We start from the raw sequence: 24,594 nt of genomic DNA, 5'->3' as shown, positions 1-24,594 counted from the left end.
TGGAAGATGGATGATGGTGGTGGGTGCCGACCGTTGGTCGGCACTACCCCGATGGCGCCACCACAACCGGACCGAGAGTGCCGGCCAACGGTCGGCACCCACCCAATCAACTCCCCGGTCAGCCGGCGAGCTTGCCGTACACGGTGAAACCGGTCAGCCACAGGCCGAGCATGCTGCCGATGTTGGTCAGCATGAAGGTCAGCACGATGCGGGTGACGCGGTTGCGGTACCAGCCCTTGAAGGTCTGGGCGTCGTCGCGCAGTTGCAGGAAGTCGTTGTAGGCCGGCTTGCGCAGCCGCGTCTCCACCAGCGCGGCGAAGGCGCCGGTGGGGATGCTCAGGCGGAACGGCTTGAACGGTGCCACGGCAATGGCGGTGAGGATGCTCAGCGGGTGGCTGCCGGCCAGCAGCGCGCCCAGGCCCGCCAGCCCGCCGGTGTACAGCGCCCAGATCGCCAGCATGTGCGTGCCCATGTCCAGCCCGCCCTTCCAGAAGCCGATGCCGATGCCGGCCAGCACCACGGCGAGGATGGCCAGGGTGATCCAGGGGATGTTGCGCTTCTTCGGCACCGCTTCCAGCTGCGAACGCAGCGGGCCGGGCGCTTCGGTATCGGTTTCCAGGTAGCGGGCCAGGCCGGCGAGGTGGCCGGCGCCGACCACCGCCAGCACGTTGCGCTGCCCGGCGTCGTGCTCCTCGCGCAGGCGCGTGGCCATGTAGCGGTCGCGCTCGCCGATGATGGTTTCGTACAGCGCCGGGCTCTCACTGGCGAATTCGCCGAAGCTCGACTCGAGCATGTCGCCCTGCTTGAGCTTCTCGATTTCCTCCTCGCCGACGTCCTCCGACGAGAACAGGCCGGCGCCGAGGCCGGCGACCAGCTTCAGCTTGCCGAAGAAGCCCAGTTGCCGCGAGGCACGGCGGAAGGTCAGGCCAACATCGCGGTCGATCAGGTGCACCGGCAGGCCGTTCTCCTGCGCCAGCGCCACCGCGCGCTTGAGTTCGGCGCCGGGCTCGATGCCCAGTTGCTCGGCCAGCCGGCGCTGGTAGGCGGCCAGCGCCAGGTTGGCGGCGAACAGGGCCACGCGGCCCTTGCGGATCACCTCGACCAGGTCCAGGCGCGCCATCGCGTCGGGATCGGTCAGCGCCTGCAGCCGCTGCGGGTCGAGCTCGACCGCCACCGCGTCGAAGCGGCCGCTGCCGATGGCCTGTTCCACCGCCTGCACGCTGGCGACCGAGACGTGCGCGGTGCCGAGCAGGGTATAGGTCACGCCGTCGCGTTCGACGACGCGCACGGGCTGGCCGGCGAGCAGTTCGCCGCCGGTGTCGGGAAGGGTATCGGTCATTGCGTCATTCATTGGAAGGGGGGCTGCCGGTGCCATCGCCGAGCGCGCGCTGCATGAACACCGTGTCCAACCAGCGCTCGTGTTTCCACGCGATGCCGGGGAAGGTGCCGAGGTGGCGGAAGCCGAAGCGCTCGTGCAGCTTGATCGAAGCGGTATTGGCCGGTTCGCCGATCACCGCGATCATCTGCCGGAAGCCGCGCGCGACGCAGGCATCGATGAGTGCCTGCAGCAGCGCCGCGCCAACGCCACGCCCTTGCGCGGTGGCGGCGACGTAGACCGAGTTCTCCACTACCCAGTGGTAGGCGGCGCGGGAGCGGAAGCTGCCGGCGTAGGCATAGCCGACGACTTCGCCATCCAGTTCGGCGGCCAGGTACGGGTAGCCGCGCGCGCGTATGTCGTCCATGCGCCGCGCCATCTCGGCCTCGTCCGGTACCTCGTATTCGTAGGTGTTGACGAAGTCGGCCACTTCCACCGCGTAGATCGCGGCGATGGCGGGAATGTCGGCCGGGGTGGCGTCGCGGATCGTGGGGGTCATCTCGTCTGCTCGTTGTTCCTGTTGCAGGAGCGACGCAAGTCGCGACGGGGCATTCACCGGCAAAGCCCTGTCGCGACTTGCGTCGCTCCTACAACGACAAAGGGCATGTGGGCGGTCAGTCGATGTAGCGCTTGAGCAGGTCGCCGTAGGCGTCGATGCGGCGGTCGCGCAGGAACGGCCAGATGCGGCGCACGTGCTCGCTGCGCTGCAGGTCGACCTCGCAGACCAGCACGGTCGGCTCGGCGCCGGCTTCGGCGATGAACTCGCCCTGCGGGCCGAGCACGTGGCTGTTGCCCCAGAAGTCGATGCCCGACGCACCCAGCGGCGAGGCCTCATGGCCGACGCGGTTGCACGACAGCACCGGCAGGCCATTGGCCACGGCGTGGCCGCGATGGCTCAGCACCCAGGCGTCGCGCTGGCGGTTCTTCTCGTCCTGCACGTCGTCCGGGTCCCAGCCGATGGCGGTGGGGTAGAGCAGCAGCTCGGCGCCGGCCAGCGCCATCAGGCGCGCGGCTTCTGGGTACCACTGGTCCCAGCACACCAGCACGCCGAGGCGGCCGACCGAGGTGTCGATGGGCTTGAAACCGAGGTCGCCGGGGGTGAAGTAGAACTTCTCGTAGAAGCCCGGGTCGTCCGGGATGTGCATCTTGCGGTACTTGCCCAGCAGCGTGCCGTCCTTTTCGAACACCACCGCTGTGTTGTGGTACAGGCCGGCGGCGCGGCGCTCGAACAGCGAGCCGACGATCACCACACCGTGCTTTTTCGCCAGTGCGCCGAGGCGCTCGGTGCTGGGGCCGGGGATCGGCTCGGCCAGATCGAACTCGTCCACCGATTCGTGCTGGCAGAAGTACGGGCCGTTGTGCAGTTCCTGCAGCAGCACCAGCTTCGCGCCCTGCGCGGCGGCCTCGGCCACGCGCTGCTCGATGATGGCCAGATTGGACTCGGCGTCGCCGTGGTTGCGCTCCTGGATCAGCGCGACGGTCAGGGTCTTTGTGTTCATGCGGGCATTGTAAGCACGGAGGAGCAACCGCCCCTTAGTGAGGGGCGATTCGCGCCGAAGGCGTGGATGGGGATTGGAGGTGGGAAGCCGGGGCCTCTTGGCATCAGCCAAGAAGCCCATGAGGCAATTGCATGGTGATGCAGTGGAGCGAGCCGTTCTGCCAGATCAGCGGGCGGCACGGCACCTGCACGACTTCGCGGCCCGGGAACGCGCGGGCCAGCACGTCGCGCGCGGCATCGTCGGCCGGGTCGCCGTAGGCCGGCATCAGCACCGCGCCGTTGACGATCAGGAAGTTGGCATAGGAGGCGGCCAGGCGCCGGCCCCCGTCGAGCACCGGTTGCGCCCACGGCAGCGGGAACAGGCGATAGGGCTCGCCGCCGGCGGTACGCAGCGCCGCCAGTTCGGCGCCCATCGCCTGCAGTTCGGCGTAGTGCGAATCCTGCGGGTCGTCGCAATCCTGGTAGACGATGCTGTCCGGCGAGGCGAAGCGGGCCAGGGTATCCACGTGGGCGTCGGTATCGTCGCCTTCCAGATAACCGTGGTCCAGCCATAGCACGCGCTCCTGCCGCAGCCACTGCGCCATGTCGGCGCCGAGCGATGCGCGGTCGCGGTCGGGATGGCGTTCGTGCAGGCACTGCCATGTGGTCAGCAGGGTGCCGGCGCCGTCGGTATCGATCGCGCCGCCTTCCAGCGCGAACGGGATGCTGCGCACTTCGGTGTTGTTGAAGGTGCCGGCTTCATGCAGCACGCCGACCAACTGGTCGTCACGGCTGGCTTCGAACTTGCCGCCCCAGCCGGTGAAGCGGAAATCCAGTAGTTGGAAACCGCCGTCGCCGCGCTTGAGGGTGATCGGGCCGGAGTCGCGCAGCCAGGTGTCGTCGTACTGCGCGCCGACGAAGCGCACGCGCTCCATGTCGATGCGGTTGGAGCGCAGGCGCATCTCCGCGTAGGTCTCGATGTCGTCGTCGGCCACGCAGATCAGCACCGGCTGGAAGCGGGTGATGGCGGCCACCAGCGCGATGTAGGTTTCCTCGACCTCGGCCAGGCGCTCGGCCCAGTCGGTGGCGGCGTGCGGCCAGGCGATCAGGACGCCGGACTGGGGCTCCCATTCGGCGGGGAAACGGAGTGCATCGGTCATTGCAGGTCAATACTCGGTCGTGCCCGGGTCGTGTGGCCGGGCGTCATCTGGGTTCCCGCCGGGATGCGGGGCGTCGCGTCAGCGGATCGGGGGCTTGGGGCCCACTTCCTGCGGCCCGGCCTGGTTGGCGACCACGTCGATCACGCGCTGCTTCTCGAAATAGACGGTGAAGGCCGGGTAGACCCAGCGGTTGATGGTCGGCCACTGCTGCTTCTGGCCGCCGCGCGGCTGCAGCCGCTCCTGCGGCGCGCCGAAGCGGGCCTCGACCTGTTGCATGGACTGGCCGCGCGCGGGCAGGGCTTCGGCCGGCTTTTCCTGCGCGCGGTCGACCAGCAGGGTGTCGGCCATCGCCGCCGGAGCGGCAACGAAGGCGGCAATCAGGGTCAAGGCATGGATCGTCTGTTTCATGGTCACTACTCCCCGTAAGGACACAAGCTGCCGATTACACCAAAAATTCCGGCAAAAAAACGGCCGGGGCCGCCCAGGGCGCCACGCGCGATGGCCCACAAGCGATGGCCGTCACGAACGGCAGACGCAGAAAGCCGCCCGGAGGCGGCTTTCTGCGGGGGCGGAGCCGCGTGGGCTCCGGGTGCGGCTTGCGCCGCCGGCTCAGCGCTGGCGAGCCTTGAAGCGCGGGTTCGACTTGCAGATCACGAAGATCTTGCCGCGACGGCGCACGACCTTGCAGTCGCGGTGGCGGGACTTGGCCGACTTCAGGGAGGACAGGACTTTCATGGCATACCTCGGCAGATATCTTGGGAGTTCTTCTGGAGAGCGTTGCCGCGGGCATGCCAGATTGGCGCTCGGCAGGTTGACGCTCGTTCAAGCCCGCCATTCTACCGGGTATTTCCACGCTGGTTCAAGTGCTTGCATGGGATCCGGGCGGCGGGGCGGCCGGGCGGGGCGCTAGAATGCCCGATTCCCGAATCCACGGCAGGCCGCAGATGAGCCAACTCCCCTCCGTTCTCACCATCGACGGCCCGTCCGGCGCCGGCAAGGGTACCGTCAGCCGTATCGTCGCGCGCCGGCTCGGCTGGCACTACCTGGATTCGGGGGCGCTGTACCGGGCGGTGGGCGTGGCGGCCAGCTGGGCCGACATCGACACTTCGGATGCCTCGGCGCTGGTGCGCTGCACCTTCGACACCCGGATCCGCTTCGCCGAGCAGGGCGAGAGCCTGCGGGTGCTGGTCAACGACACCGACGCCACCGACGAACTGCGGCTGGAAACCACCGGCGCGCTGGCCTCGGCGATTGCCGCCATTCCCGAGGTGCGGGCGGCGCTGAAGGAGCGCCAACGCGCATTCAGGGTGCCGCCGGGGCTGGTCGCCGACGGCCGCGACATGGGCACGGTGATCTTCCCGGATGCCCCATTCAAGGTTTTCCTGACCGCCAGCGCCGAGGAGCGTGCGCACAGGCGCCATAAGCAGTTGAAGGAAAAAGGAGTTTCGGTTAACTTTGACGACCTCCTGCGCGAGATCATGGCCCGCGACGCCCGTGATGCACAGCGCGCAGTGGCGCCCCTGAGGCCGGCCGATGACGCCGTCCTCATCGACACCAGCGGTATCGGCATCGACGACGTCGTTGCCAGGGTGTTGGGCCTGGTTTCCGCCACGGAAGCTTGACCCGGGCAGTGTTGAGCGCGGCCAGCCCACCGGCCGCAGTCGTGCCAATGATGTTGCAACAGCCCCGCTGCGCAATGGTGCGTGGCGGGTATTTCCATTCACACGCGGCCGCCCGCACGGGGTCGCACAACAGGCTGGACGGCCCGGGTTCTTCGCAGCGCCCCGCCGTCCAATGTGTTCAACCGAGTAAATCCAATGACCGAATCATTTGCAGAACTGTTTGAAGCCAGCCAAGCCAACCTGGCCAAGCTGAAGCCGGGCGCCATCGTCGTCGGCACCGTCGTCGACGTCCGCGGCGACGTGGTGGTGATCAACGCCGGCCTGAAGTCCGAAGGCATCGTGCCGATCGAACAGTTCCGTAACGACGCTGGCGAGATCGACGTGGGCGTGGGCGACCAGGTGAAGGTTGCCTTGGACTCCATCGAGAACGGCTTCGGCGAAACCGTCCTGTCGCGCGAGAAGGCCAAGCGCGCGATGGTGTGGGACGAGCTGGAAGAAGCGTTGGAAAAGAACGAGACCATCACCGGCCGCATCAGCGGCAAGGTCAAGGGTGGTTTCACCGTGGACATCAAGGATGTCCGCGCCTTCCTGCCCGGTTCGCTGGTCGATGTGCGCCCGGTGCGCGACCCGGCCTACCTGGAAGGCAAGGAGCTGGAGTTCAAGCTCATCAAGCTCGACCGCAAGCGCAACAACGTGGTCGTTTCCCGCCGCGCCGTCGTCGAGAGCGAGCACTCGGAAGAGCGCGAGCAGCTGATGGACAAGCTGCAGGAAGGCGCGATCCTGAAGGGCGTGGTCAAGAACCTGACCGACTACGGCGCGTTCGTGGACCTGGGCGGCATCGACGGCCTGCTGCACATCACCGACATGGCCTGGAAGCGCGTGCGCCATCCGTCCGAAGTCGTGAACGTCGGCGACGAGTTGGACGTGCGCGTGCTGAAGTTCGACCGCGAGCGCAACCGCGTTTCGCTGGGCCTGAAGCAGCTGGGCGAGGATCCGTGGGACAACATCGCCCGCCGCTACCCGGCCAACAGCCGTGTGTTCGGCAAGGTCTCCAACGTCACCGATTACGGCGCGTTCGTCGAGATCGAGCCGGGCGTGGAAGGCCTGGTGCACGTGTCCGAGATGGACTGGACCAACAAGAACGTCAACCCGTCCAAGGTCGTGCAGGTCGGTGACGAAGTCGAAGTGATGGTGCTGGACGTCGACGAAGAGCGCCGCCGCATCTCGCTGGGCATGAAGCAGGTCGCTGCCAACCCGTGGGAAACCTTCGCCGCCATCCACAAGAAGGGCGACAAGGTTTCGGGCCAGATCAAGTCGATCACCGACTTCGGCATCTTCATCGGCCTGGACGGCGGCATCGACGGCCTGGTGCACCTGTCCGACATCAGCTGGAACACCACCGGCGAAGACATCGTGCGCAACTTCAAGAAGGGCGACACGCTGGATGCCGTGGTGCTGGCGGTCGATCCGGAGCGCGAGCGCATCTCACTGGGCGTCAAGCAGCTGGAGCAGGATCCGTTCGGCCAGTACATGGCCGCCAATCCGAAGGGCTCCAAGGTCGAGGGCACGGTCAAGGAAGTCGACGCCAAGGGCGCCGTGGTCGAACTGGCCGACGGCATCGAAGGCTACGTGTCGGCCCGCGACATCAGCTACGACCGCGTGGACGATGCCTCGCAGCACCTGAAGGTCGGCGACAAGATCGAAGCCAAGTTCGTGGGCATGGACCGCAAGGGCCGCACCCTGCAGCTGTCGATCAAGGCCAAGGACGAAGCCGAAACCGCCGAGGCGCTGGCCGAGTTCAACAAGACCTCGACCGAAGCCGCCACGGGCACCACCAGCCTCGGCGCGCTGCTGCGTGCGCAGTTGAACGGCAACAAGTCCGAGTAATCGGCCAGGTTTTGCCGCAGTTGTGAACTGGACGGCCCGGACACCAGTCCGGGCCGTTTCAGGGCATGAAATTTCCGTGACGGGTTCGCGATGACCAAATCCGAGTTGATCGAAATCCTTGCGCACCGCCAGGGGCACCTGAAGGCCGACGACGTCGACCTGGCCGTGAAGTCGTTGCTGGAAATGATGGGCGGGGCGCTGGCTGCCGGTGACCGCATCGAGATCCGTGGTTTCGGCAGTTTCTCCCTGCATTACCGGCCGCCGCGGCTGGGCCGCAACCCGAAGACGGGCGATTCGGTGGCATTGCCGGGCAAGCACGTGCCGCATTTCAAGCCGGGCAAGGAACTGCGCGAGCGCGTCAACGACGTCGTGCCGCAGGAAGGCGAGTCCGCCTGATCCGATCGCAATCCGCTGCTGCGGATTGGCGCCGGGGCCGCTAAGCTAGTGGCTTGGTGAACAGGGAGCAGGCCGCCGCATGAAGGCTGTCCGATTGTTGCTGCTGCTGGCCGTCCTGGTCGGCGGCCTGGTGATAGGTTCGCTGAACTCGCAACCTGTCGAAATCAGCCTGGCGTTCTGGTCGCTGAAGACCACGTCGGGCATCGCGATCATCGCCTCGTTGCTGCTCGGCGCCTTGCTGGGCGGTGGCATGGTGGTGGCCGGGCTGGTGGTCCCGCTCTATGCCAGATTGCGGCGCGCCAACAAGGCGGCCGCCGTGCCCGCGCAGCCGGCGCAGGCTCCCTCTCCTTTCGACGGACGCTGACCGACGATGGCCTTCATCAGTGAATGGTTCTGGTTCTTCCTGTTCCTGCCGATCGCGGCGCTGTGCGGCTGGGTGATCGGCCGGCGCGGCGGGCAGCGGCACAGCGAAAGCCAGGTCAGCCGCCTGTCGAGCACCTACTTCCGTGGCCTGAACTACCTGCTCAACGAGCAGCCGGACAAGGCCATCGAGCTGTTCCTGCACATTGCCGAACTGGACAAGGAAACATTCGAGACCCAGCTCGCGCTCGGCCACCTGTTCCGCCGCCGTGGCGAGGTGGACCGGGCCATCCGCCTGCACCAGGGGCTGGCGAACCGCAACGACCTGTCCGATGCGCAGCGCGTGCAGGCGCTGCTGGCGCTGGGCGAGGATTACATGAAGTCGGGCCTGCTCGACCGCGCCGAGACGGTCTTCACAGACCTTGCGCGCATCGACGAACGCGCGCCGCAGGCGCTCAAGCACCTGATCGGCATCTACCAGGCCGAGCGCGACTGGGAAAAGGCAATCGAGAACGCCACCCGCTACGAGCAGGTCACCGACGAGCCGATGGGCAAACTGGTCGGCCAGTTCGAATGCGAACTGGCCGAGCGCTATCGCGCCGCCGGACGCCTGGACGATGCGCGCGCGGCCATCGAGCGTGCCAACGTCGCCGATGCGATGAGCGTGCGCGCGGGCATCATCGAAGGTCGGCTGGAAAGCGATTTCGGCAACGACGAGGCCGCGGTGCGTGCCTTCGAGCGCGCCGCGCGCAATGACCCGGATTACCTGCCGGAAATCCTGCCGCAGTTGCTGAAGAACTACCGCAACGTCGGCGACCTGACCGGTGCGCGAGCCTTCCTTGCGGAGATGACCGAACACTATCGCGGCATCGCCCCGGTACTGGGGCTTGCACGGTTGATGGAGGAGCAGGAGGGGACCGGACCGGCCCGTGCCTACTTGGGCCGGCAGCTGAAGGACCGGCCCTCCGTGCGTGGTGAATCGGCGTTGATCGACCTGACCCTGGCCGAAGGCGCCGATCCGGTGGCGACGTTGCAGGACCTGAAGCACATCACCGACCAGTTGCTGGTGCGCAACCCGGCGTATCGCTGCACCCGCTGCGGGTTCGGCGCGCGTACCCACCATTGGCAATGCCCGAGCTGCAAGGAGTGGGGCACGGTCAAGCCGCTGTTGAACTACGCGGTGCTCTGATCCGTGTGGCCGGCATGGGCGATGGGGTTGGCGGCGGTATTCCTGCTTGCCGCGCTGCTGACTTGGGCGGCACGCGGGTATGCGCTGCGCCGGAACCTGTTCGACCAGCCCGGTGAGCGCCGCAGCCACCAGGTCGCCACGCCGCGTGGCGGCGGCATCGCGATCGTGATTTCGCAGATGGTGGCCTATGCGGTCATCGGCGTCGTCCGCGATGAGCTTGCGGTGGCTCTGGCGCTGTTCTCGACGGGGCTGCTGCTGGTTGCCGGCATCGGCTGGTGGGACGATCACCGGCCGCTGTCCGCCAGGCTCCGGTTGTGCGTGCATGTAGTGGCGGGCGCACTGCTGGGCCTGCTGGTCTGGCAGGCGAGCGGGGATGCGTTCAAGGCGGTTTTCAGCACGCTGCTGGCGATCGGGCTGATCAACGTATGGAACTTCATGGATGGCATCAACGGGTTGGCGACGACGCAGGCGATCCTTGCCGCCATCGCCTTCGCACTGTTGCTGCCCATGCCGCATGCCGGCATCGCCTTGTTGCTGGCGGCGGGTTGCCTGGGGTTCCTGCCTTTCAACTTCCCCAAGGCCCGGATTTTCATGGGCGACGTCGGCAGCGGCGCGCTGGGCTATCTGCTGGCCGGCCTTGTCGCCCTGGGCATCACCGTCACCGACATTGCCTGGCCGATCTGGCTGGTGCCGCTGACCGCGTTCCTGGTCGATTCCGGGTTCACCCTGCTCGCGCGCATGCGCAGGGGGGAGCGCTGGATGGAGGCCCATACGCAACATCTGTATCAAGCATATGTAAAGCGTGGTCGCAGTCACGCCGCCGTGACGCTTGATTACGCACTGTTCAGTGTTGCTGGACTTACACTTTGCGCCGCTTCGGGAGAGCTGCCTCCGGTGTGGGGGAGCATGGTGGCCTTGGCATGGGCCGCCATCGGGTTCTGCATCTGGTACACGCTGCGGAACAGGATCGTTCGATAAAACAGGGAATTCAGAGATGTCATTCTGGCGCCAACGGCAGGCAGGAAATATTCCACGCATCGCGGTGATGCTGCATGACCTCTTCATGGTCTGGGCATGCTGGCGCCTGCTGCATGCCGCCCGGTATGCATTGCTGGACGACGTACCATCCAATCCTCTTTTCGATTTCAATGTGGCCGTGGTGCTCCTCGCCCAGGCTCTGGCTTTCCGTTACGTGGGCCTTTACCGGGGGCTTTGGCGCTTCGCCAGCGTTGCCGACCTGGTCAGCATCTTCAAGGCCAGCTTTATCGGCGTGATCGCCATCGTGCTGGTGCTTAGCTACAAGCGCCTCGATGGCGTTCCAGTGTCAGTGTTGATCGCCTATCCCTTTGCACTGGCGATCCTGCTGGGTGGGCCGCGCCTGCTGTACCGCAGTTGGAAGGATTACCTGGCGGTCCAGTCCGACGCGAGCGCCAGGCGCGTGCTGGTGCTTGGAGCGGGTCATGCGGCCGAATCGCTGGTCAAGGACCTGCGGCGCTCCGGCGATTACGAGGCGGTGGGCCTGCTCGATGACTCCCCGCACCTGCAGGGTGCCAAGCTGCAGGGCATCCCGATTCTGGGGACGCTCGACGACGTGGCCAGCGTGGCGCGGGAAACCGCCGCGAAGCTGCTGGTGATCGCCATCCCGACGCTGGATGCGACCGGCATGCAGCGCGTGATTGCCCTATGCGAAAGCACCGGTTTGCCGTTCCGGACGGTGCCGAGGCTGAACGACCTGATGGAAGGCAGTTCGCTTCCGGGGCAACTGAAGGAAGTGGCGATCGAGGATCTGCTCGGTCGCCAGCCGATACAGCCGGATTGGGAACTGGTCCGCGGCTGGTTGCGCGGTCGTACGGTGCTGGTGACCGGAGCCGGCGGCTCCATAGGTTCCGAACTCTGCCGTCAGTGCGCGCGCCATGGCGTGGCCCGCATCGTGCTGCTGGAGATCAGCGAATTCCTCATGCTCAACATCCGCGGCGAGCTGTGCCGCAATTTCCCGCACCTGCAGGTCGAATGCGTGCTGGGCGATTGTGGCGATCCGACGCTGGTACGGCATGCGTTGTCGGAGCACCGGCCGGATACGGTATTCCATGCCGCTGCCTACAAGCAGGTGCCGCTGCTGGAGGGGAACCTGCGCGAGGCGGTGCGCAACAACACCCTGGCGACCGATTGCATGGCCCGTGCCTGCCTGGAGCATGAGGTGGACAACTTCGTGTTCATCTCCACCGACAAGGCGGTGGACCCGGCCAGCGCGCTGGGGGCGAGCAAGCGCTATGCGGAGCTGATCTGCCAGAGCCTCAACCAGAAGAAGGGGACCCGGTACGTGACCGTCCGTTTCGGCAATGTGCTGGGCTCGGTCGGCAGCGTCGTGCCGCTGTTCCGCGAGCAGATCCGCAGGGGCGGGCCGGTGACCGTGACCGATCCGGAGGTCAGCCGCTATTTCATGACGATCCCCGAGGCCTGCCTGCTGATCCTGCAGGCGGCGGCTTCCTCTTCGCGCGGCGCGATCTACATGCTCGACATGGGCGAGCCGATCCTCATCCGGGATCTGGCCCGGCAGATGATCCGGCTGGCCGGCAAGCAGCCGGATACCGACATCGCCATCGTCTATACCGGTCTGCGGCCGGGCGAGAAGCTGCACGAGAGCCTCTTCTATTCGGATGAGAACAGCCGGCCGACCTCGCACCCCAAGGTGCTGGAGGCGGGAATCCGCGAGTTCTCGGCCGAGCAGGTGCTCGGCAACATCACGCGGTTGCGGGAGGCGGTGGCGACCTACGACATGGCCGCTATGCTGGAGATCCTGTCGGTGACCGTCCCCGAATATTCTCCGCTGCAGGAAGCGGTGGGCACGCCTCTGGCAGGAGCCAACATCGTCCCGTTCCCTTCCAAGGAAGCAGGTAGAAACTGATGTCACGACGTATCCGCAAGGCGGTATTCCCGGTGGCTGGCCTGGGTACCCGTTTCCTGCCGGCGACCAAGACGGTACCCAAGGAAATGCTGCCGATCATCGACCGGCCGCTGATCCAGTACGCGGTCGACGAAGCCATCGAGGCCGGTTGCGACACCCTGGTATTCATCACCAACCGCTACAAGCATGCGGTGGCCGATTATTTCGACAAGGCCTACGAGCTGGAGCAGAAGCTCGAGCGTGCGGGCAAGGTGGAGCAACTGGAGCAGATCCGTCACGTGCTGCCCAAGGGCGTGCGCGCAGTGTTCGTGACCCAGACCGAGGCCTTGGGCCTTGGGCACGCGGTACTGTGCGCCAAGCCCATCGTGGGCGATGAACCCTTCGCGGTGCTGCTGCCGGATGACCTGATCTGGAACCGCGGCGCGGGTGCGCTCAAGCAGATGGCCGACCTCAACGAAGCCAGCGGCGCCAGCGTCATCGCGGTGGAGGATGTGCCGCATGAAAAGACCGGCAGCTACGGCATCGTCGCCACCGACAAGTTCGATGGGCGCAAGGGCCATATCACCCAGATCGTTGAGAAGCCGAAGCCGGAGGACGCGCCCAGTGACCTGGCCGTGGTCGGCCGTTACGTGCTGAGTCCGAAGATTTTCGAGCTGCTGGAGGCGACCGGTACCGGCGCGGGCGGTGAAATCCAGCTGACCGATGCCATCGCCCGCTTGCTCGAAAGCGAGCCGGTGGACGCCTATCGCTTCGAGGGGACCCGTTTCGACTGCGGTACCCATCTGGGTCTGGTCGAAGCCACCATCCGTTTTGCACTGGAAAACGAGAAATTGGCTGCACCGGCGCGCGAGGTGATGCGAAAGATGCTGGCCGAGTAGGACAGCATGCAGTGCAGGCGCCCGTTCCGGAGCGCCGGACCAGAAAAGGGCAGCCTCGCGGCTGCCCTTTTCGCTTGCAACATGGCGCGCGGGATCAGAGCGCTTCGAACACGCCCGCCGCACCCATGCCGGTGCCGATGCACATCGTCACCATGCCGTACTTCTGCTGGCGACGGCGCAGGCCATGCACCAGCGTGGCGGTGCGGATCGCACCGGTCGCGCCGAGCGGGTGGCCCAGCGCGATCGCACCGCCCAGCGGGTTGACCTTGGACGCGTCCAGCCCGCAATCACGGATCACTGCCAGCGACTGCGCGGCGAAGGCTTCGTTGAGTTCGATCCAGTCCAGCTGGTCCTGGGTCAGGCCGGCCTGCTTGAGCGCCTTCGGGATCGCGGCGATCGGGCCGATGCCCATCACTTCCGGGCGCACGCCGGCGACCGAGAAGCTGACGAAGCGGGCCAGCGGGGTCAGGCCGTAGTCCTTGACCGCCTGCTCGGAAGCCAGCAGTACCGCGCCGGCGCCGTCGCTCATCTGCGAGGAATTGCCGGCGGTGACGCTGCCGCCGAACTGGCCGTTGCGGAACACCGGACGCAGCTTGGCCAGGCCCTCGGCGGAGGAATCCGGGCGTGGGCCTTCGTCGGTATCGGCGATCTTGTTGCGGGTGATGATGCGCTGGCCGTCGGCCAGGTCAGGCAGGTGCGAAACGATCTCGTAGGGGCTGATCTCGTCCTTGAACTCACCGGCGGCGATCGCGGCGATGGCTTTCTGGTGCGAGGCCAACGCGAAGGCATCCTGCTCCTCGCGCGAGACCTTCCATTCCTCGGCGACCTTCTCGGCGGTGATGCCCATGCCGTAGGCGATGGCAACGTGGTCGTTGTCGAACACGCTCGGCGCCATCGCGATCTTGTTGCCCATCATCGGCACCATCGACATCGACTCGGTGCCGCCGGCCAGCATCAGGTCGGCGTTGCCGAGACGGATCTGGTCGGCCGCCATCGCCACCGCCTGCAGGCCGGAGGAACAGAAGCGGTTCACCGTCTGCGCGGCGATGGTGTTGGGCAGGCCGGCCAGCAGCACGCCGATGCGCGCCACGTTCATGCCCTGCTCGGCCTCGGGCATCGCGCAGCCGATGATGGCGTCGTCGATGCGGTTGACGTCGATGCCCGGCGCCTGCGCGACCACGTTCTTCAGCACGTGGGCGAGCATGTCGTCGGGGCGGGTGTTGCGGAACATGCCCTTGGGCGCCTTGCCGACCGGGGTGCGGGTAGCGGCGACGATGTAGGCGTCCTGGATTTGCTTGGTCATTGCGGTGATCTCTTGGAAAGGGGAATAGGCGGGAGCGGGGAAGCGCGGCGAACCGGGTTGGCCGCCGCGCCGACGCCCACTCAGTTCCGCAGCGGCTTGCCGGTCTTGAGCATGTGCGCGATGCGGGCCTGGGTCTTTTCCTGTTGCGCCAGTTCGACGAAGTGCTTGCGTTCCAGCGTCAGCAGCCACTCTTCATCGACCACCGCGTTGCGATCGACCTTGCCGCCGCACAGCACGGTGGCAATGCGCTCGGCGATCTCGTAGTCGTAGTCGCTGATGAAACGGCCTTCCAGCATGTTGACCAGCATCATCTTGAAGGTGGCGATGCCGACGTCGCCGGCCACGCGGATGCGGCGTGCCGGCATCGGCGGACGGTAGCCGCCTTCGGCCAGCGCGGTGACCTCGGCCTTGGCGATGTGCAGCAGCTCATAGCTGTTGAACACGACCTTGTCGGTGCCGCGCATCAGGCCCAGTTCCTTGGCGTTGACCGCCGAGTTGGACACCTTGGCCATCGCCACGGTCTCGAAGGTCTTCTTCAGTTCGGCGAACACGTCGCCGTCGGCACCGGCCGCCTGCGAAGCGCGCACCGCCAGTTCCTTCAAACCGCCGCCCGCCGGCAGCAGGCCGACGCCGGCTTCGACCAGGCCGATGTAGCTTTCCAGCGCCGCCACCGACTTGGCCGCGTGCATCTGGAACTCGCAGCCGCCGCCCAGCGCCAGCCCGCGCACCGCCGTGACCACCGGCACCAGCGCGTACTTGATGCGCTGGCTGGTGCGCTGGAAGTTGGCGACCATCGCCTCGAACTCGGCAATCTTGCCGGCCTGCAACGCGCCCAGCGCGCCGGACAGGTCGGCACCGGCGGAGAACGGTTCCTTGTGCTGCCAGATCACCACGCCCTTGAACTGCTTTTCGGCCAAGCCGATGGCGTGCTGGATGCCGTCCAACACCTGGTCGGAGACGGTGTTCATCTTGGTCTTGAAGCTGATGACGCCGATGCCGTCACCGTCCGTCCACAGGCGGATGCCGTCGTTTTCATAGACGGTTTCGCCCTGCGGGAACTGTTCGCCCAACAGCGGGTCGGGGAAGCGCTGGCGCTGATAGACCGGCAGCGCCGAGCGCGGCAGCTTGGCGTTGCGCGACGGGCTGTAGCTGCCTTCGGCGGCGTGTACGCCGTCGCGGCCATCGAACACCCAATCCGGCAGCGGCGCGCTGCTCATGCTCTTGCCGGCGACGATGTCGTCGGCAATCCACTGCGCCACCTGCTTCCAACCGGCAGCCTGCCAGGTTTCAAACGGGCCAAGGCTCCAGCCGTAACCCCAGCGGATTGCCAGATCCACGTCGCGCGCGGTCTCGGCGATGTCGGCCAGATGGTAGGCGCTGTAGTGGAACAGGTCGCGGAACGTCGCCCACAGGAACTGCGCCTGCGGGTGCTGGCTTTCGCGCAGCTTGGCGAACTTTTCGGCGGGGTTCTTGATTTTCAGGATTTCGACCACTTCCGGCGCGGCGGCGCGGTCGGCCGGGCGATAGTCCTGCTTCTCGACATCCAGCACCACGATGTCCTTGCCGACCTTGCGGAAGATGCCCGCGCCGGTCTTCTGGCCCAGTGCGCCCTTGGCGATCAGCGCTTCCAGCCACTTCGGCGACTTGAAATAGGCGTGCCACGGGTCGTCGGGCAGAGTGTCGGCCATCGTCTTGATGACGTGCGCCATCGTGTCCAGGCCGACCACGTCGGAGGTGCGGTAGGTAGCCGACTTCGGGCGGCCGACCAGCGGGCCGGTCAGGCCATCGACTTCATCGAAGCCCAGGCCGAACTGCGCGGTGTGATGGATGGTCGAGAGGATCGAGAACACGCCAATGCGGTTGCCGATGAAGTTCGGGGTGTCCTTGGCATACACCACGCCCTTGCCGAGATAGGTGGTCAGGAAAGTTTCCAGCCCTTCCAGCACCGCCTTGTCGGTGGTGGTGGCCGGAATCAGCTCGGCCAGGTGCATGTAGCGCGGCGGGTTGAAGAAGTGCACGCCGCAGAAGCGGTGACGCAGTTGCTCGGGCAGCACGTCGGCCAGCTTGTTGATGCCCAGGCCCGAGGTGTTGGAGGCCAGCACCGCGTGTTCGTTCACGAACGGGGCGATCTTCTTGTACAGGTCCTGCTTCCAGTCCATGCGCTCGGCGATGGCCTCGATGATCAGGTCGCAGTCCTTCAACTGCTCCAGCCCGGTCTCGTAATTGGCCGGGGTGATGGCCTCGGCCAGCGCCTTGGAGGCGAGCGGGGCAGGACTGAGCTTGCCGAGGTTGGCGATCGCCTTGAGCACGATGCCGTCGGCGGGGCCGTCCTTGGCGGGCAGGTCGAACAGCACGGTATCGACGCCGGCATTGGTCAGGTGGGCGGCGATCTGCGCGCCCATGACGCCGGCACCCAGCACGGCGGCGCGGCGGATTGGCAGTGAATTGGTCATGGTGTTGGCCTTTGTTGGTACCGGGTGGAATCAGGGGGAGGGCGGGGTGTCCAGCGCGCTGGCGCGGAAGCCGGCCTCGGCGAAATGGATCAGTTCCTGCGCGGCCTTGCTGCGGTGGGCGGCCTCGCTGATGCCGTGCGGGCGCTTTATCAGCCCGAAATCGGCCATCGCGTAGGTCAGCGCGCCGGCGAGGAAATCCAGCCGCCAATACAGCTCTTCCTTGCTCAGGCCGGGCACGCAGGCGCCGATGGCCTTGCCGAACTCGCGCAGCACGTGGCCATAGTGGTCGGACAGGAACTTGCGCAGGTTGTCGTTCTTCTCGGCGTAGGCACGGGCGATCACCCGCACGAAGGCGCCGCCGCTCTGGCGGTCCTGTGCCATCGCCAGCGCCGGCTCGACGAAGGCGGCCAGCACCGCGCGCAGGTCGCCGGGGTGGGCGCTGCGGGCCTGTTCCAGTTGGCTCAGGCGGGCGGCGGTCATTTCGTCCATGCGCCGGCGGAATACCTCGTTGACGAGGTTTTCCTTGCTGCCGAAGTGGTAATTGACCGCGGCGATGTTGACGTCGGCGTGGCTGGTCACCTGCCGCAGTGAGGTGCCGGCAAAGCCATATTGCGCGAACAGTTCCTCGGCCGCGCCGAGGATGCGGTCCTTGGTGGAGAAGCTGGCGGGTTTGCCCATGTCCGGCCCGATCAATCAAACGATTGTTTGGATGCTACGCCCGGTTTGGTCTGCCGGTCATGTTGCTGTGCAGCATGATTCATCCACCAGCGTGCAAAAACCCGGGGCGAGCGGTTAGAATCAGCTACCGCAATTCATGCCAAGCCCGCGTCCTCACGCGGGTTTTTCCTGTTTCCTTTCCAACGGGCCACACTGGCCCAACACCCGGAGAATCCTCATGGCGCTGGAGCGCACCCTTTCGATCATCAAGCCCGATGCCGTCGCCAAGAACGTGATCGGCGAGATCTACGCCCGCTTCGAGAAGGCCGGCTTGAAGGTCGTGGCCGCCAAGTACAAGCAGCTCTCGCGCCGCGAGGCCGAAGGCTTCTACGCCGTGCACCGCGAGCGTCCGTTCTTCAACGCGCTGGTCGAGTTCATGATCTCCGGCCCGGTGATGATCCAGGCGCTGGAAGGCGAGAACGCCGTGCTGGCCCACCGCGAGCTGCTGGGCGCGACCAACCCGAAGGAAGCCGCGCCGGGCACCATCCGCGCCGACTTCGCCGAGTCGATCGACGCCAACGCCGCCCACGGTTCGGATTCGGTCGAGAACGCCGCCATCGAGGTGGCCTACTTCTTCGCCGCCACCGAAGTGGTCTCGCGCTGAACTGAGTGAAGGTTGAAGCCGTGAACGAGGTCGTCCAGCCACCTATCGCCCCGCTGCCCAAGGCAGCGCCGACGGCTGGCAGGCAGAACCTGCTCGACCTCGATCGCGCGGGCCTGGAAAAGTTCTTCGTCGAAACCCTCGGCGAGCAGAAGTTCCGCGCCCACCAGGTGATGAAGTGGATCCACCACCGCTACGTCACCGATTTCGACCAGATGACCGACCTCGGCAAGTCGCTGCGCGCCAAGCTGCAGCAGCATGCCGAGGTCGTCGTCCCCGGCGTCGTGTTCGACAAACCCTCCGCCGATGGCACCCACAAGTGGCTGCTGGCGATGGGCGTGGACGGCAAGAACGCGGTCGAAACCGTCTACATCCCCGACAAGGGCCGCGGCACGCTGTGCGTGTCCTCGCAGGTCGGCTGCGGCCTGAACTGCACCTTCTGTTCCACCGCCACCCAGGGCTTCAACCGCAACCTCACCACCGCCGAGATCATCGGCCAGGTGTGGGTGACGGCGCGCCACTTGGGCAACGTGCCGCACCAGCAGCGCCGCCTCACCAACGTGGTGATGATGGGCATGGGCGAGCCGCTGATGAATTTCGACAACGTCGTGCGTGCGATGAGCATCATGCGCGACGACCTCGGCTACGGGCTGGCGAACAAGCGCGTCACCCTGTCCACCTCCGGCCTGGTGCCGATGATCGACCGGCTCTCGGTCGAGAGCGACGTGTCGCTGGCCGTGTCGCTGCACGCGCCGACCGACGAGCTGCGCGAAACCCTCGTGCCGCTGAACAAGAAGTACCCGATCGCCGAACTGATGGCCTCCTGCGCGCGCTACCTGCGCGGCAACAGGAAGCGCGATTCGGTGACCTTCGAATACACCCTGATGAAGGGCATCAACGACCAGCCCGAGCACGCCCGCCAGCTGGCACGGCTGATGCGCCAGTTCGACAACGCGGTGCAGGCGCGCGACTCGGGCAAGGTCAACCTGATCCCGTTCAACCCGTTCCCCGGCACCCGCTACGAGCGCTCGGACGAGGAACAGATCCGCGCCTTCCAGAAGATCCTGCTCGATTCGCAGGTGCTGACGATGGTGCGGCGTACCCGCGGCGACGACATCGACGCGGCCTGCGGCCAGCTCAAGGGCCAGGTGATGGACCGCACCCGCCGCCAGGCCGAGTTCAACCGCCTGCTGCAGGAGCAGGACGCGCTGCAGGCGCAGAGGAACGCGCTTGGCTGAGCGGCTGCTGGCGCTGTTGGCCCTGACGCTGCTGGTCTCCGGCTGCGGCCACGGCGATGGCGTCAAGGCGAGCCGGATTTCGTGGGACGACCAGGCCATGCTGCACCATGAAGTGCGCGATGACCGGCAGGTCCGCAAGCGTGAGCAATATCAGGAAATCCTGCGGTTGGCCGGCGACCGCTTTGGCCGTGACGATCTGGATGCCGCGCTCAAGTACGCGCGCTCGGCGCAGCGGCGCGAGCCCGACCGGCCCGATGCCTACACCTTGCAAGCGGTGATCCAGGCGCGGCTGGGCAAGGCCGAGGAAGCCGGCGCGCTGTATCGCAAGGCCGCCGAATTGGCCCCCGGGCAGGGCGATGTGCTGAACAATTACGGCGCATGGCTGTGCGGCAACGGCCATCCGGCCGAGGCGCTGATCTGGTTCGACCGCGCGCTGGCCGACTCCGGCTATGCCGACCGCGCCGATGCGCTGGCCAATGCCGGCGGCTGCGCGCTCGATGCCGGGCAGCGCGAGCGCGCAGAGTCGGACCTGCGCCAGGCCTTGGCCCTGGCCCCCGGCAATGCCTATGCGCTGGCCTCGATGGCGCGCAACGAATTCCTGCATGGCCGCTATTTCGAGGCGCGCGCCTTCTGCCAGCGGCGGCTTGCGGCTGCACCGGCCACGGCTTCCGTGTTACAACTTGCGATCGAGATTGAGGAACGGCTGGGCGATGGGAGCGCCGCAAGCCGATATCAACAGCGGTTGCGCGAGGAGTTTCCCGAAAGCGCGACCCCGAATCCCCAGGGCTGATGCATTGTGAGCAATGATCCGGGTATGAAGGTTTTGGCGGTGGGCTGCGGGGAGCAGCTTCGCCAGGCGCGTGAAGCAGCAGGTTTGACGGTGGCGGACGTGGCAGGGCGCCTGCACATGCCGGTGCAGGTGGTCGCGACGCTGGAGGCCGAGCAGTGGGAGCGGCTCGGTGCCCCGGTATTCGTGCGCGGGCAATTGCGCAGTTACGCGAAATTGCTGGGCGTGGAGCTTGATGGCCTGCTGGAGCAGGCGCGCATCGCGCCGGTCGAACCGCCCAAGCTGGTCAGTCACACCCATACCCCGCGGCTGCGGCGGATGGCCGAGAACCTCGGCCGCCGCGCGGTCTACGTGGTGATCACCGCGGTGCTGGCGGTCCCTGCATGGTATGCCTTCCAGGGCAAGTTCGGCGATTCCGCGCCGAATACCGCATCGCTGGACGTGGTTCCGGACCCCGCATCGCTGGCCGCCACGCAACCGGCCGTGGCACCCGATGAACCGGCAGCACGCCCGCGCCCCGCGGCGGAACGCACGCCATACATCGCCTCCATCGCGCCGGTTGCCCGGCCGTCGGCCGAGGCGGCGCCGGCGGCCAGCGCCATGACCTTGGATTTCAGGGGCGAAAGCTGGGTGGAAGTGTCCGCGCCGGACGGCGCCGTCATCGAGAAGGCCCTGGTCCGTGCCGGCGAGAAGCGCAGTTATGCTGCCGGTCAGGTTGGCCGCATGGTGGTGGGCAACGCTTCGGAAGTGGAGCTGCGCCGAAATGGCGGCAGCGTCGACCTGACGACGTATACGCGCGGTAATAATGTGGCCCGCTTTACGGTATCCTCTGACGGTTCCGTGGCGCCGGTTTCGCATTGAGGCAAGGCGCAGCCCACCACACAAGGCTCCCAGCAGGCGGAGCGAGAGTTACGCATGGCGATTAATGACCTGCTCGACGAGCATGAACAAAGCGAACGTGTCCGCACCTGGCTGCGCCAGAACGGCGCAGGCATTCTTGGCGGGGTAGTCCTCGCGCTGGCCCTGATCGGTGGCTGGCAGTGGTGGCAGAAGCAGCAGTTGGGCAAGCTGGCCGAGGCCAACAGCCGCTACGAGGCGGTGTCGCGCAGCCTGCAGTCGAAGGACCTGGACGAGGCGGCCAGGGAAGTGGCGGCGCTGGAAGGCGGCAAGGCTGGCATCTATGCCGATCTAGCGGCGTTGGAGCTGGCCAAGGCACAGGTCGAGGCCGGCAAGTACGACGATGCGATCAAGACCCTGCGCGGCCTGAAGGTCGAAGGCGAGTTCAAGACGCTGATCGACCAGCGCATCGCCCGCCTGCTGGTCGAAACCGGCAAGCCGGAAGAGGCCTTGTCGCTGCTCGGCGACACCGAGGACAGCGCCGGCCTGGAAATCCGTGGCGATGCACTGGTGGCGCAGGACAAGCGCGAGCAGGCACGCGACCTCTACAAACAGTCTCTGGGCAAGCTCGACGTTGCCGCGCCGCAACGCCGCCTGCTGGAAATCAAGCTGATGGACGTCGGCGGCAGCGTCGCCGATCCCGCAGCGGAGAACATCTGATGAAACTCAAGCATGTTGCGGGCATCGCGCTGGTCGCGATGGCGCTCAGTGGCTGTTCGACGGTGAAGGGCTGGTTCGCCGGCAAGGACGCCGAGGCCAAGAAGGCGCTGGAGCCGGCCGAACTGGTCAAGTTCGATGCCACGCTCAAGGTCGAACGCATCTGGTCGGTCAACATCGGCAAGGGCGAAGGCCGCATCGGCGTGCGCCAGGTGCCGGCGGTGGCCGACGGCCGCGTCTATGCGGCGGCGGTGGAAGGCGGCGTGCATGCGCTGGACCTGCAGACCGGCAAGGAAATCTGGGAGTACAAGCCGGCCAAGGAAAAGAAGAAGGCCAAACTGCACCTGTCCGGCGGCCCCGGCGTCGGCGACGGCGTGGTGGTGATCGGTACGCTGGATGGCCAGGTGATCGCGCTCAATGCCGCCGATGGCAGCGAGAAGTGGCGAGCCAAGGTACCGGGCGAAGTGATCACCGCTCCGGCGGTGTCGCAGGGCTTGGTGTTCGTGCGCAGCAATGACGGTCGCGTCACCGCGCTCGATGCCGCCAGCGGCGAGCAGCGCTGGTTCAACGCGCAGGAGCTGCCGTCGCTGACCGTGCGCGGCAACGCGCCAGTGGCGGTCGGGCCGGGCGTGCTGTTCGTCGGCAACGACGATGGCACGCTCAGCGCGCTGGCGATGCAGGATGGCCGCCCGCTGTGGGAGCAGATGATCGGTGCCCCGGAAGGCCGTACCGAGCTGGAGCGCATGGCCGACGTGGACGGCGCGCCGGTGCTGGAAGGCAACAACCTGTACGTCACCAGCTTCAAGAACGAGACGATGGCCATCGAAGGCCCGACCGGGCGGCCGCTGTGGTCGCGCGATCACGGTGGCGCCGGCGGCGTGGCGGTATCGTCCGGCAACGTGGTGGTGACCGACGGCCAGGGCACGGTCTACGGGCTGGACAAGACCACCGGCGCGGCGATGTGGTCGCAGCAGGCGCTGGCGCGGCGCTCGGTGACCGGGCCGGTGATCCAGGGCGACTACGTCGTGGTCGGCGATTACAAGGGATACCTGCACTGGCTGCGGCTGGGCGATGGCGCGCTGGCCGCCCGCGAACGCGGCGGACGCGACCGGGTGATCGCGCAGCCGGTGGTCGCCGACGGCGTGCTGCTGGTGCAGAACGTGGACGGCAAGCTGGCCGCCTACCGGCTGGCAAACTGAGGAGTACCAAGCGATGCTGCCTTTGGTCGCCCTGGTCGGACGGCCGAATGTCGGCAAGTCCACCATTTTCAATGCGCTCACGCGCACCCGCGACGCGCTGGTCCACGACCAGCCCGGCGTCACCCGTGACCGCAACTACGGCGTGTGCCGGCTCGACGAGGACAACCATTTCCTCGTCGTCGACACCGGTGGCATCGCCGAGGAAGAAGAAGGCCTGGCCGGTGCCACCGCGCGCCAGGCCCGCGCCGCGGCGGCCGAAGCCGACCTGATCGTGTTCGTGGTCGATGCCCGCGACGGCACCTCGGCATTGGACGATGAAATCCTGTCGTGGCTGCGCAAGCTGTCGCGGCCGACGTTGCTGCTGATCAACAAGATCGACGGTACCGACGAGGATGCGGTGCGCTCGGAATTCGCGCGCTATGGTTTCGGCGAAATGCTGACGGTTTCGGCCGCGCACCGGCAGGGGCTGGACGACCTGCTGGAGGAAATCGTCGCGGGCCTGCCGGAAGAAGGCTCGGCCGAGACGCTGGACGACGACCCGGAGCGCATCCGCATCGCCTTCGTCGGCCGCCCCAACGTCGGCAAGTCCACGCTGGTCAACCGCCTGCTCGGCGAGGAGCGCATGATCGCCTCCGAGGTGCCGGGCACCACCCGCGACTCGATCGCGGTGGACCTGGAGCGCGACGACCGCCTGTACCGCCTGATCGACACCGCCGGCCTGCGCCGCAAGTCGAAGGTGGACGAGGTGGTCGAGAAGTTCAGCGTGGTCAAGACGCTGCGCTCGATCGAACAGTGCCAGGTCGCGGTGCTGATGCTGGACGCCAGCGAGGGCGTCACCGACCAGGACGCCAGTGTGCTCGGCGCGGTGCTCGATGCCGGCCGCGCGCTGGTCATCGCGATCAACAAGTGGGATGGGCTGACCGACTACCAGCGCGAGCAGGCCGAGACCCTGCTGTCGCTGAAGCTCGGCTTCGTGCCGTGGGCCGAGGTGGTGCGTATTTCCGCCAAGCATGGCTCGGGACTGCGCGAGCTGTTCCGCGCCATCCACCGCGCGCATGCCTCGGCCACGCATGAATTCGGCACCAGCGAAGTGAACAAGGCGCTGGAGATCGCCTGCGAGAGCAACCCGCCGCCGAGCATCCGCGGCCACGTCTCCAAGCTGCGCTACGTGCATCCGGGCGGCAGCAACCCGCCGACCTTCATCGTGCATGGCACGCGCTTGAAGGAATTGCCGGATTCGTACAAGCGCTATCTGGAGAACTTCTTCCGCAAGCGCTTCAAGCTGGTCGGCACGCCGGTGACCTTCCTGTTCCGCGAAGGCACCAACCCCTACGAGGGCAAGAAGAACGTGCTGACCGAGCGGCAGATCGCGCGCAAGCGGCGCTTGATGAAGCATGTGAAAGGCAAGAAGTGATGCAGGGGCGGCCGGAAGGCCGCCCTTTTCGTCATGGCTGATGCGCAATGGATAGTGCCGGCCGTTGGCCGGCAACTGC

At 66.6% G+C, this 24,594-nt stretch carries 24 protein-coding genes; 15 read left to right on the top strand and 9 right to left on the bottom strand.

The genetic code is table 11. From position 1 onward, the window contains the following. Nucleotides 1–118: 118 nt before the first annotated feature. The 6 genes from MIC98_RS11570 to ykgO all read right to left on the bottom strand — a co-directional run bounded on the left by MIC98_RS11570 (nt 119) and on the right by ykgO (nt 4,747). Nucleotides 119–1,339 (bottom strand): TraB/GumN family protein, encoded by a 1,221-nt coding sequence (locus MIC98_RS11570; protein ID WP_239737278.1) that lies wholly within the window; start codon nt 1,337–1,339, stop codon nt 119–121. 4 nt (nt 1,340–1,343) lie between these two features. Further along, entirely contained in the window at nt 1,344–1,874 is a 531-nt protein-coding gene (locus tag MIC98_RS11565; protein ID WP_239737277.1) for a GNAT family N-acetyltransferase, read from the bottom strand. 115 nt (nt 1,875–1,989) lie between these two features. Further along, nucleotides 1,990–2,874 (bottom strand): carbon-nitrogen hydrolase, encoded by an 885-nt coding sequence (locus tag MIC98_RS11560; protein WP_239737276.1) that lies wholly within the window; start codon nt 2,872–2,874, stop codon nt 1,990–1,992. Between the two features lie 103 nt (nt 2,875–2,977). Further along, nucleotides 2,978–4,012, bottom strand: coding sequence for an agmatine deiminase family protein (locus MIC98_RS11555; RefSeq protein WP_239737275.1), 1,035 nt, complete (start codon nt 4,010–4,012; stop codon nt 2,978–2,980). A 78-nt stretch (nt 4,013–4,090) separates the two neighbouring features. Then, nucleotides 4,091–4,360 carry a hypothetical protein gene (locus MIC98_RS11550; RefSeq protein WP_239738156.1) on the bottom strand — a complete coding sequence of 90 codons (270 nt, stop codon included), beginning with the start codon at nt 4,358–4,360 and terminating at the stop codon, nt 4,091–4,093. Between the two features lie 261 nt (nt 4,361–4,621). After that, nucleotides 4,622–4,747: a type B 50S ribosomal protein L36 gene (gene ykgO, locus MIC98_RS11545; RefSeq protein ID WP_017355593.1), complete on the bottom strand. Its 126-nt coding sequence runs from the start codon at nt 4,745–4,747 to the stop codon at nt 4,622–4,624. Nucleotides 4,748–4,956: 209 nt separating this feature from the next. Here ykgO and cmk point away from each other — a divergent pair, with 209 nt between their 5' ends. From cmk to galU, 8 genes are all read left to right on the top strand, one after another. After that, complete coding sequence (gene cmk, locus MIC98_RS11540; protein WP_239737274.1) at nt 4,957–5,634, top strand: (d)CMP kinase; 678 nt, start codon at nt 4,957–4,959, stop codon at nt 5,632–5,634. Nucleotides 5,635–5,829: 195 nt separating this feature from the next. Next, a complete protein-coding gene (rpsA, locus tag MIC98_RS11535) occupies nt 5,830–7,521 on the top strand; it encodes a 30S ribosomal protein S1 (protein ID WP_057640544.1) in 1,692 nt (563 codons plus the stop codon). A gap of 90 nt (nt 7,522–7,611) precedes the next feature. Continuing rightward, on the top strand, nt 7,612–7,917 hold the full coding sequence (locus MIC98_RS11530) for an integration host factor subunit beta (protein ID WP_057640545.1): 306 nt from the start codon (nt 7,612–7,614) through the stop codon (nt 7,915–7,917). A gap of 79 nt (nt 7,918–7,996) precedes the next feature. After that, complete coding sequence (locus MIC98_RS11525) at nt 7,997–8,281, top strand: lipopolysaccharide assembly protein LapA domain-containing protein (protein ID WP_057640546.1); 285 nt, start codon at nt 7,997–7,999, stop codon at nt 8,279–8,281. Nucleotides 8,282–8,287: 6 nt separating this feature from the next. Next, on the top strand, nt 8,288–9,466 hold the full coding sequence (lapB, locus tag MIC98_RS11520; RefSeq protein ID WP_239737273.1) for a lipopolysaccharide assembly protein LapB: 1,179 nt from the start codon (nt 8,288–8,290) through the stop codon (nt 9,464–9,466). A 21-nt stretch (nt 9,467–9,487) separates the two neighbouring features. After that, a complete protein-coding gene (locus MIC98_RS11515; protein ID WP_239737272.1) occupies nt 9,488–10,444 on the top strand; it encodes a glycosyltransferase family 4 protein in 957 nt (318 codons plus the stop codon). Between the two features lie 16 nt (nt 10,445–10,460). Further along, complete coding sequence (locus MIC98_RS11510; RefSeq protein WP_239737271.1) at nt 10,461–12,371, top strand: nucleoside-diphosphate sugar epimerase/dehydratase; 1,911 nt, start codon at nt 10,461–10,463, stop codon at nt 12,369–12,371. Beyond that, nucleotides 12,371–13,249: a UTP--glucose-1-phosphate uridylyltransferase GalU gene (galU, locus tag MIC98_RS11505; RefSeq protein ID WP_239737270.1), complete on the top strand. Its 879-nt coding sequence runs from the start codon at nt 12,371–12,373 to the stop codon at nt 13,247–13,249. Before MIC98_RS11510 ends, galU begins: the two co-directional genes overlap by 1 nt. A gap of 94 nt (nt 13,250–13,343) precedes the next feature. On the opposite strand, the gene MIC98_RS11500 is transcribed toward galU, so the two are convergent. The 3 genes from MIC98_RS11500 to MIC98_RS11490 form a co-directional block, all read right to left on the bottom strand. After that, nucleotides 13,344–14,552: an acetyl-CoA C-acyltransferase gene (locus MIC98_RS11500; RefSeq protein WP_239737269.1), complete on the bottom strand. Its 1,209-nt coding sequence runs from the start codon at nt 14,550–14,552 to the stop codon at nt 13,344–13,346. Between the two features lie 80 nt (nt 14,553–14,632). Beyond that, nucleotides 14,633–17,005, bottom strand: a complete 2,373-nt coding sequence (locus MIC98_RS11495) for a 3-hydroxyacyl-CoA dehydrogenase/enoyl-CoA hydratase family protein (protein ID WP_239737268.1) — start codon at nt 17,003–17,005, stop codon at nt 14,633–14,635. 30 nt (nt 17,006–17,035) lie between these two features. Further along, nucleotides 17,036–17,683 (bottom strand): TetR family transcriptional regulator, encoded by a 648-nt coding sequence (locus MIC98_RS11490; protein ID WP_239737267.1) that lies wholly within the window; start codon nt 17,681–17,683, stop codon nt 17,036–17,038. Between the two features lie 217 nt (nt 17,684–17,900). Between MIC98_RS11490 and ndk the strand changes: the two genes are divergently transcribed. The 7 genes from ndk to der are packed head-to-tail and all read left to right on the top strand — an operon-like array spanning nt 17,901 to nt 24,515. Continuing rightward, nucleotides 17,901–18,326: a nucleoside-diphosphate kinase gene (ndk, locus tag MIC98_RS11485; RefSeq protein ID WP_239737266.1), complete on the top strand. Its 426-nt coding sequence runs from the start codon at nt 17,901–17,903 to the stop codon at nt 18,324–18,326. Between the two features lie 20 nt (nt 18,327–18,346). Continuing rightward, a complete protein-coding gene (gene rlmN, locus MIC98_RS11480) occupies nt 18,347–19,561 on the top strand; it encodes a 23S rRNA (adenine(2503)-C(2))-methyltransferase RlmN (RefSeq protein WP_239737265.1) in 1,215 nt (404 codons plus the stop codon). Nucleotides 19,562–19,568: 7 nt separating this feature from the next. After that, nucleotides 19,569–20,351, top strand: coding sequence for a type IV pilus biogenesis/stability protein PilW (gene pilW / locus MIC98_RS11475; protein WP_239738154.1), 783 nt, complete (start codon nt 19,569–19,571; stop codon nt 20,349–20,351). Between the two features lie 24 nt (nt 20,352–20,375). Next, nucleotides 20,376–21,209, top strand: coding sequence for a RodZ domain-containing protein (locus MIC98_RS11470; protein ID WP_239737264.1), 834 nt, complete (start codon nt 20,376–20,378; stop codon nt 21,207–21,209). Between the two features lie 54 nt (nt 21,210–21,263). Further along, nucleotides 21,264–21,905 (top strand): tetratricopeptide repeat protein, encoded by a 642-nt coding sequence (locus MIC98_RS11465; protein ID WP_239737263.1) that lies wholly within the window; start codon nt 21,264–21,266, stop codon nt 21,903–21,905. Next, nucleotides 21,905–23,101 (top strand): outer membrane protein assembly factor BamB, encoded by a 1,197-nt coding sequence (bamB, locus tag MIC98_RS11460; RefSeq protein WP_239737262.1) that lies wholly within the window; start codon nt 21,905–21,907, stop codon nt 23,099–23,101. Before MIC98_RS11465 ends, bamB begins: the two co-directional genes overlap by 1 nt. Before the next feature lie 13 nt (nt 23,102–23,114). Then, a complete protein-coding gene (gene der, locus MIC98_RS11455; protein WP_239737261.1) occupies nt 23,115–24,515 on the top strand; it encodes a ribosome biogenesis GTPase Der in 1,401 nt (466 codons plus the stop codon). The last annotated feature ends 79 nt before the right edge of the window (nt 24,516–24,594 follow it).

Source organism: Stenotrophomonas sp. NLF4-10 (assembly GCF_022359915.1).
Classification (GTDB): domain Bacteria; phylum Pseudomonadota; class Gammaproteobacteria; order Xanthomonadales; family Xanthomonadaceae; genus Stenotrophomonas; species Stenotrophomonas daejeonensis.
This window is presented reverse-complemented; position numbering and strand designations above follow the sequence as displayed.

Bases quoted from the DNA above. Each gene is read 5' to 3' on its own strand.
- MIC98_RS11570 (WP_239737278.1), bottom strand. From the start codon at position 1,339: ATGACCGATACCCTTCCCGACACCGGCGGCGAACTGCTCGCCGGCCAG.
- MIC98_RS11565 (WP_239737277.1), bottom strand. From the start codon at position 1,874: ATGACCCCCACGATCCGCGACGCCACCCCGGCCGACATTCCCGCCATC.
- MIC98_RS11560 (WP_239737276.1), bottom strand. From the start codon at position 2,874: ATGAACACAAAGACCCTGACCGTCGCGCTGATCCAGGAGCGCAACCAC.
- MIC98_RS11555 (WP_239737275.1), bottom strand. From the start codon at position 4,012: ATGACCGATGCACTCCGTTTCCCCGCCGAATGGGAGCCCCAGTCCGGC.
- MIC98_RS11550 (WP_239738156.1), bottom strand. From the start codon at position 4,360: ATGGCCGACACCCTGCTGGTCGACCGCGCGCAGGAAAAGCCGGCCGAA.
- ykgO (WP_017355593.1), bottom strand. From the start codon at position 4,747: ATGAAAGTCCTGTCCTCCCTGAAGTCGGCCAAGTCCCGCCACCGCGAC.
- cmk (WP_239737274.1), top strand. From the start codon at position 4,957: ATGAGCCAACTCCCCTCCGTTCTCACCATCGACGGCCCGTCCGGCGCC.
- rpsA (WP_057640544.1), top strand. From the start codon at position 5,830: ATGACCGAATCATTTGCAGAACTGTTTGAAGCCAGCCAAGCCAACCTG.
- MIC98_RS11530 (WP_057640545.1), top strand. From the start codon at position 7,612: ATGACCAAATCCGAGTTGATCGAAATCCTTGCGCACCGCCAGGGGCAC.
- MIC98_RS11525 (WP_057640546.1), top strand. From the start codon at position 7,997: ATGAAGGCTGTCCGATTGTTGCTGCTGCTGGCCGTCCTGGTCGGCGGC.
- lapB (WP_239737273.1), top strand. From the start codon at position 8,288: ATGGCCTTCATCAGTGAATGGTTCTGGTTCTTCCTGTTCCTGCCGATC.
- MIC98_RS11515 (WP_239737272.1), top strand. From the start codon at position 9,488: ATGGGGTTGGCGGCGGTATTCCTGCTTGCCGCGCTGCTGACTTGGGCG.
- MIC98_RS11510 (WP_239737271.1), top strand. From the start codon at position 10,461: ATGTCATTCTGGCGCCAACGGCAGGCAGGAAATATTCCACGCATCGCG.
- galU (WP_239737270.1), top strand. From the start codon at position 12,371: ATGTCACGACGTATCCGCAAGGCGGTATTCCCGGTGGCTGGCCTGGGT.
- MIC98_RS11500 (WP_239737269.1), bottom strand. From the start codon at position 14,552: ATGACCAAGCAAATCCAGGACGCCTACATCGTCGCCGCTACCCGCACC.
- MIC98_RS11495 (WP_239737268.1), bottom strand. From the start codon at position 17,005: ATGACCAATTCACTGCCAATCCGCCGCGCCGCCGTGCTGGGTGCCGGC.
- MIC98_RS11490 (WP_239737267.1), bottom strand. From the start codon at position 17,683: ATGGGCAAACCCGCCAGCTTCTCCACCAAGGACCGCATCCTCGGCGCG.
- ndk (WP_239737266.1), top strand. From the start codon at position 17,901: ATGGCGCTGGAGCGCACCCTTTCGATCATCAAGCCCGATGCCGTCGCC.
- MIC98_RS11470 (WP_239737264.1), top strand. From the start codon at position 20,376: ATGAAGGTTTTGGCGGTGGGCTGCGGGGAGCAGCTTCGCCAGGCGCGT.
- MIC98_RS11465 (WP_239737263.1), top strand. From the start codon at position 21,264: ATGGCGATTAATGACCTGCTCGACGAGCATGAACAAAGCGAACGTGTC.
- bamB (WP_239737262.1), top strand. From the start codon at position 21,905: ATGAAACTCAAGCATGTTGCGGGCATCGCGCTGGTCGCGATGGCGCTC.
- der (WP_239737261.1), top strand. From the start codon at position 23,115: ATGCTGCCTTTGGTCGCCCTGGTCGGACGGCCGAATGTCGGCAAGTCC.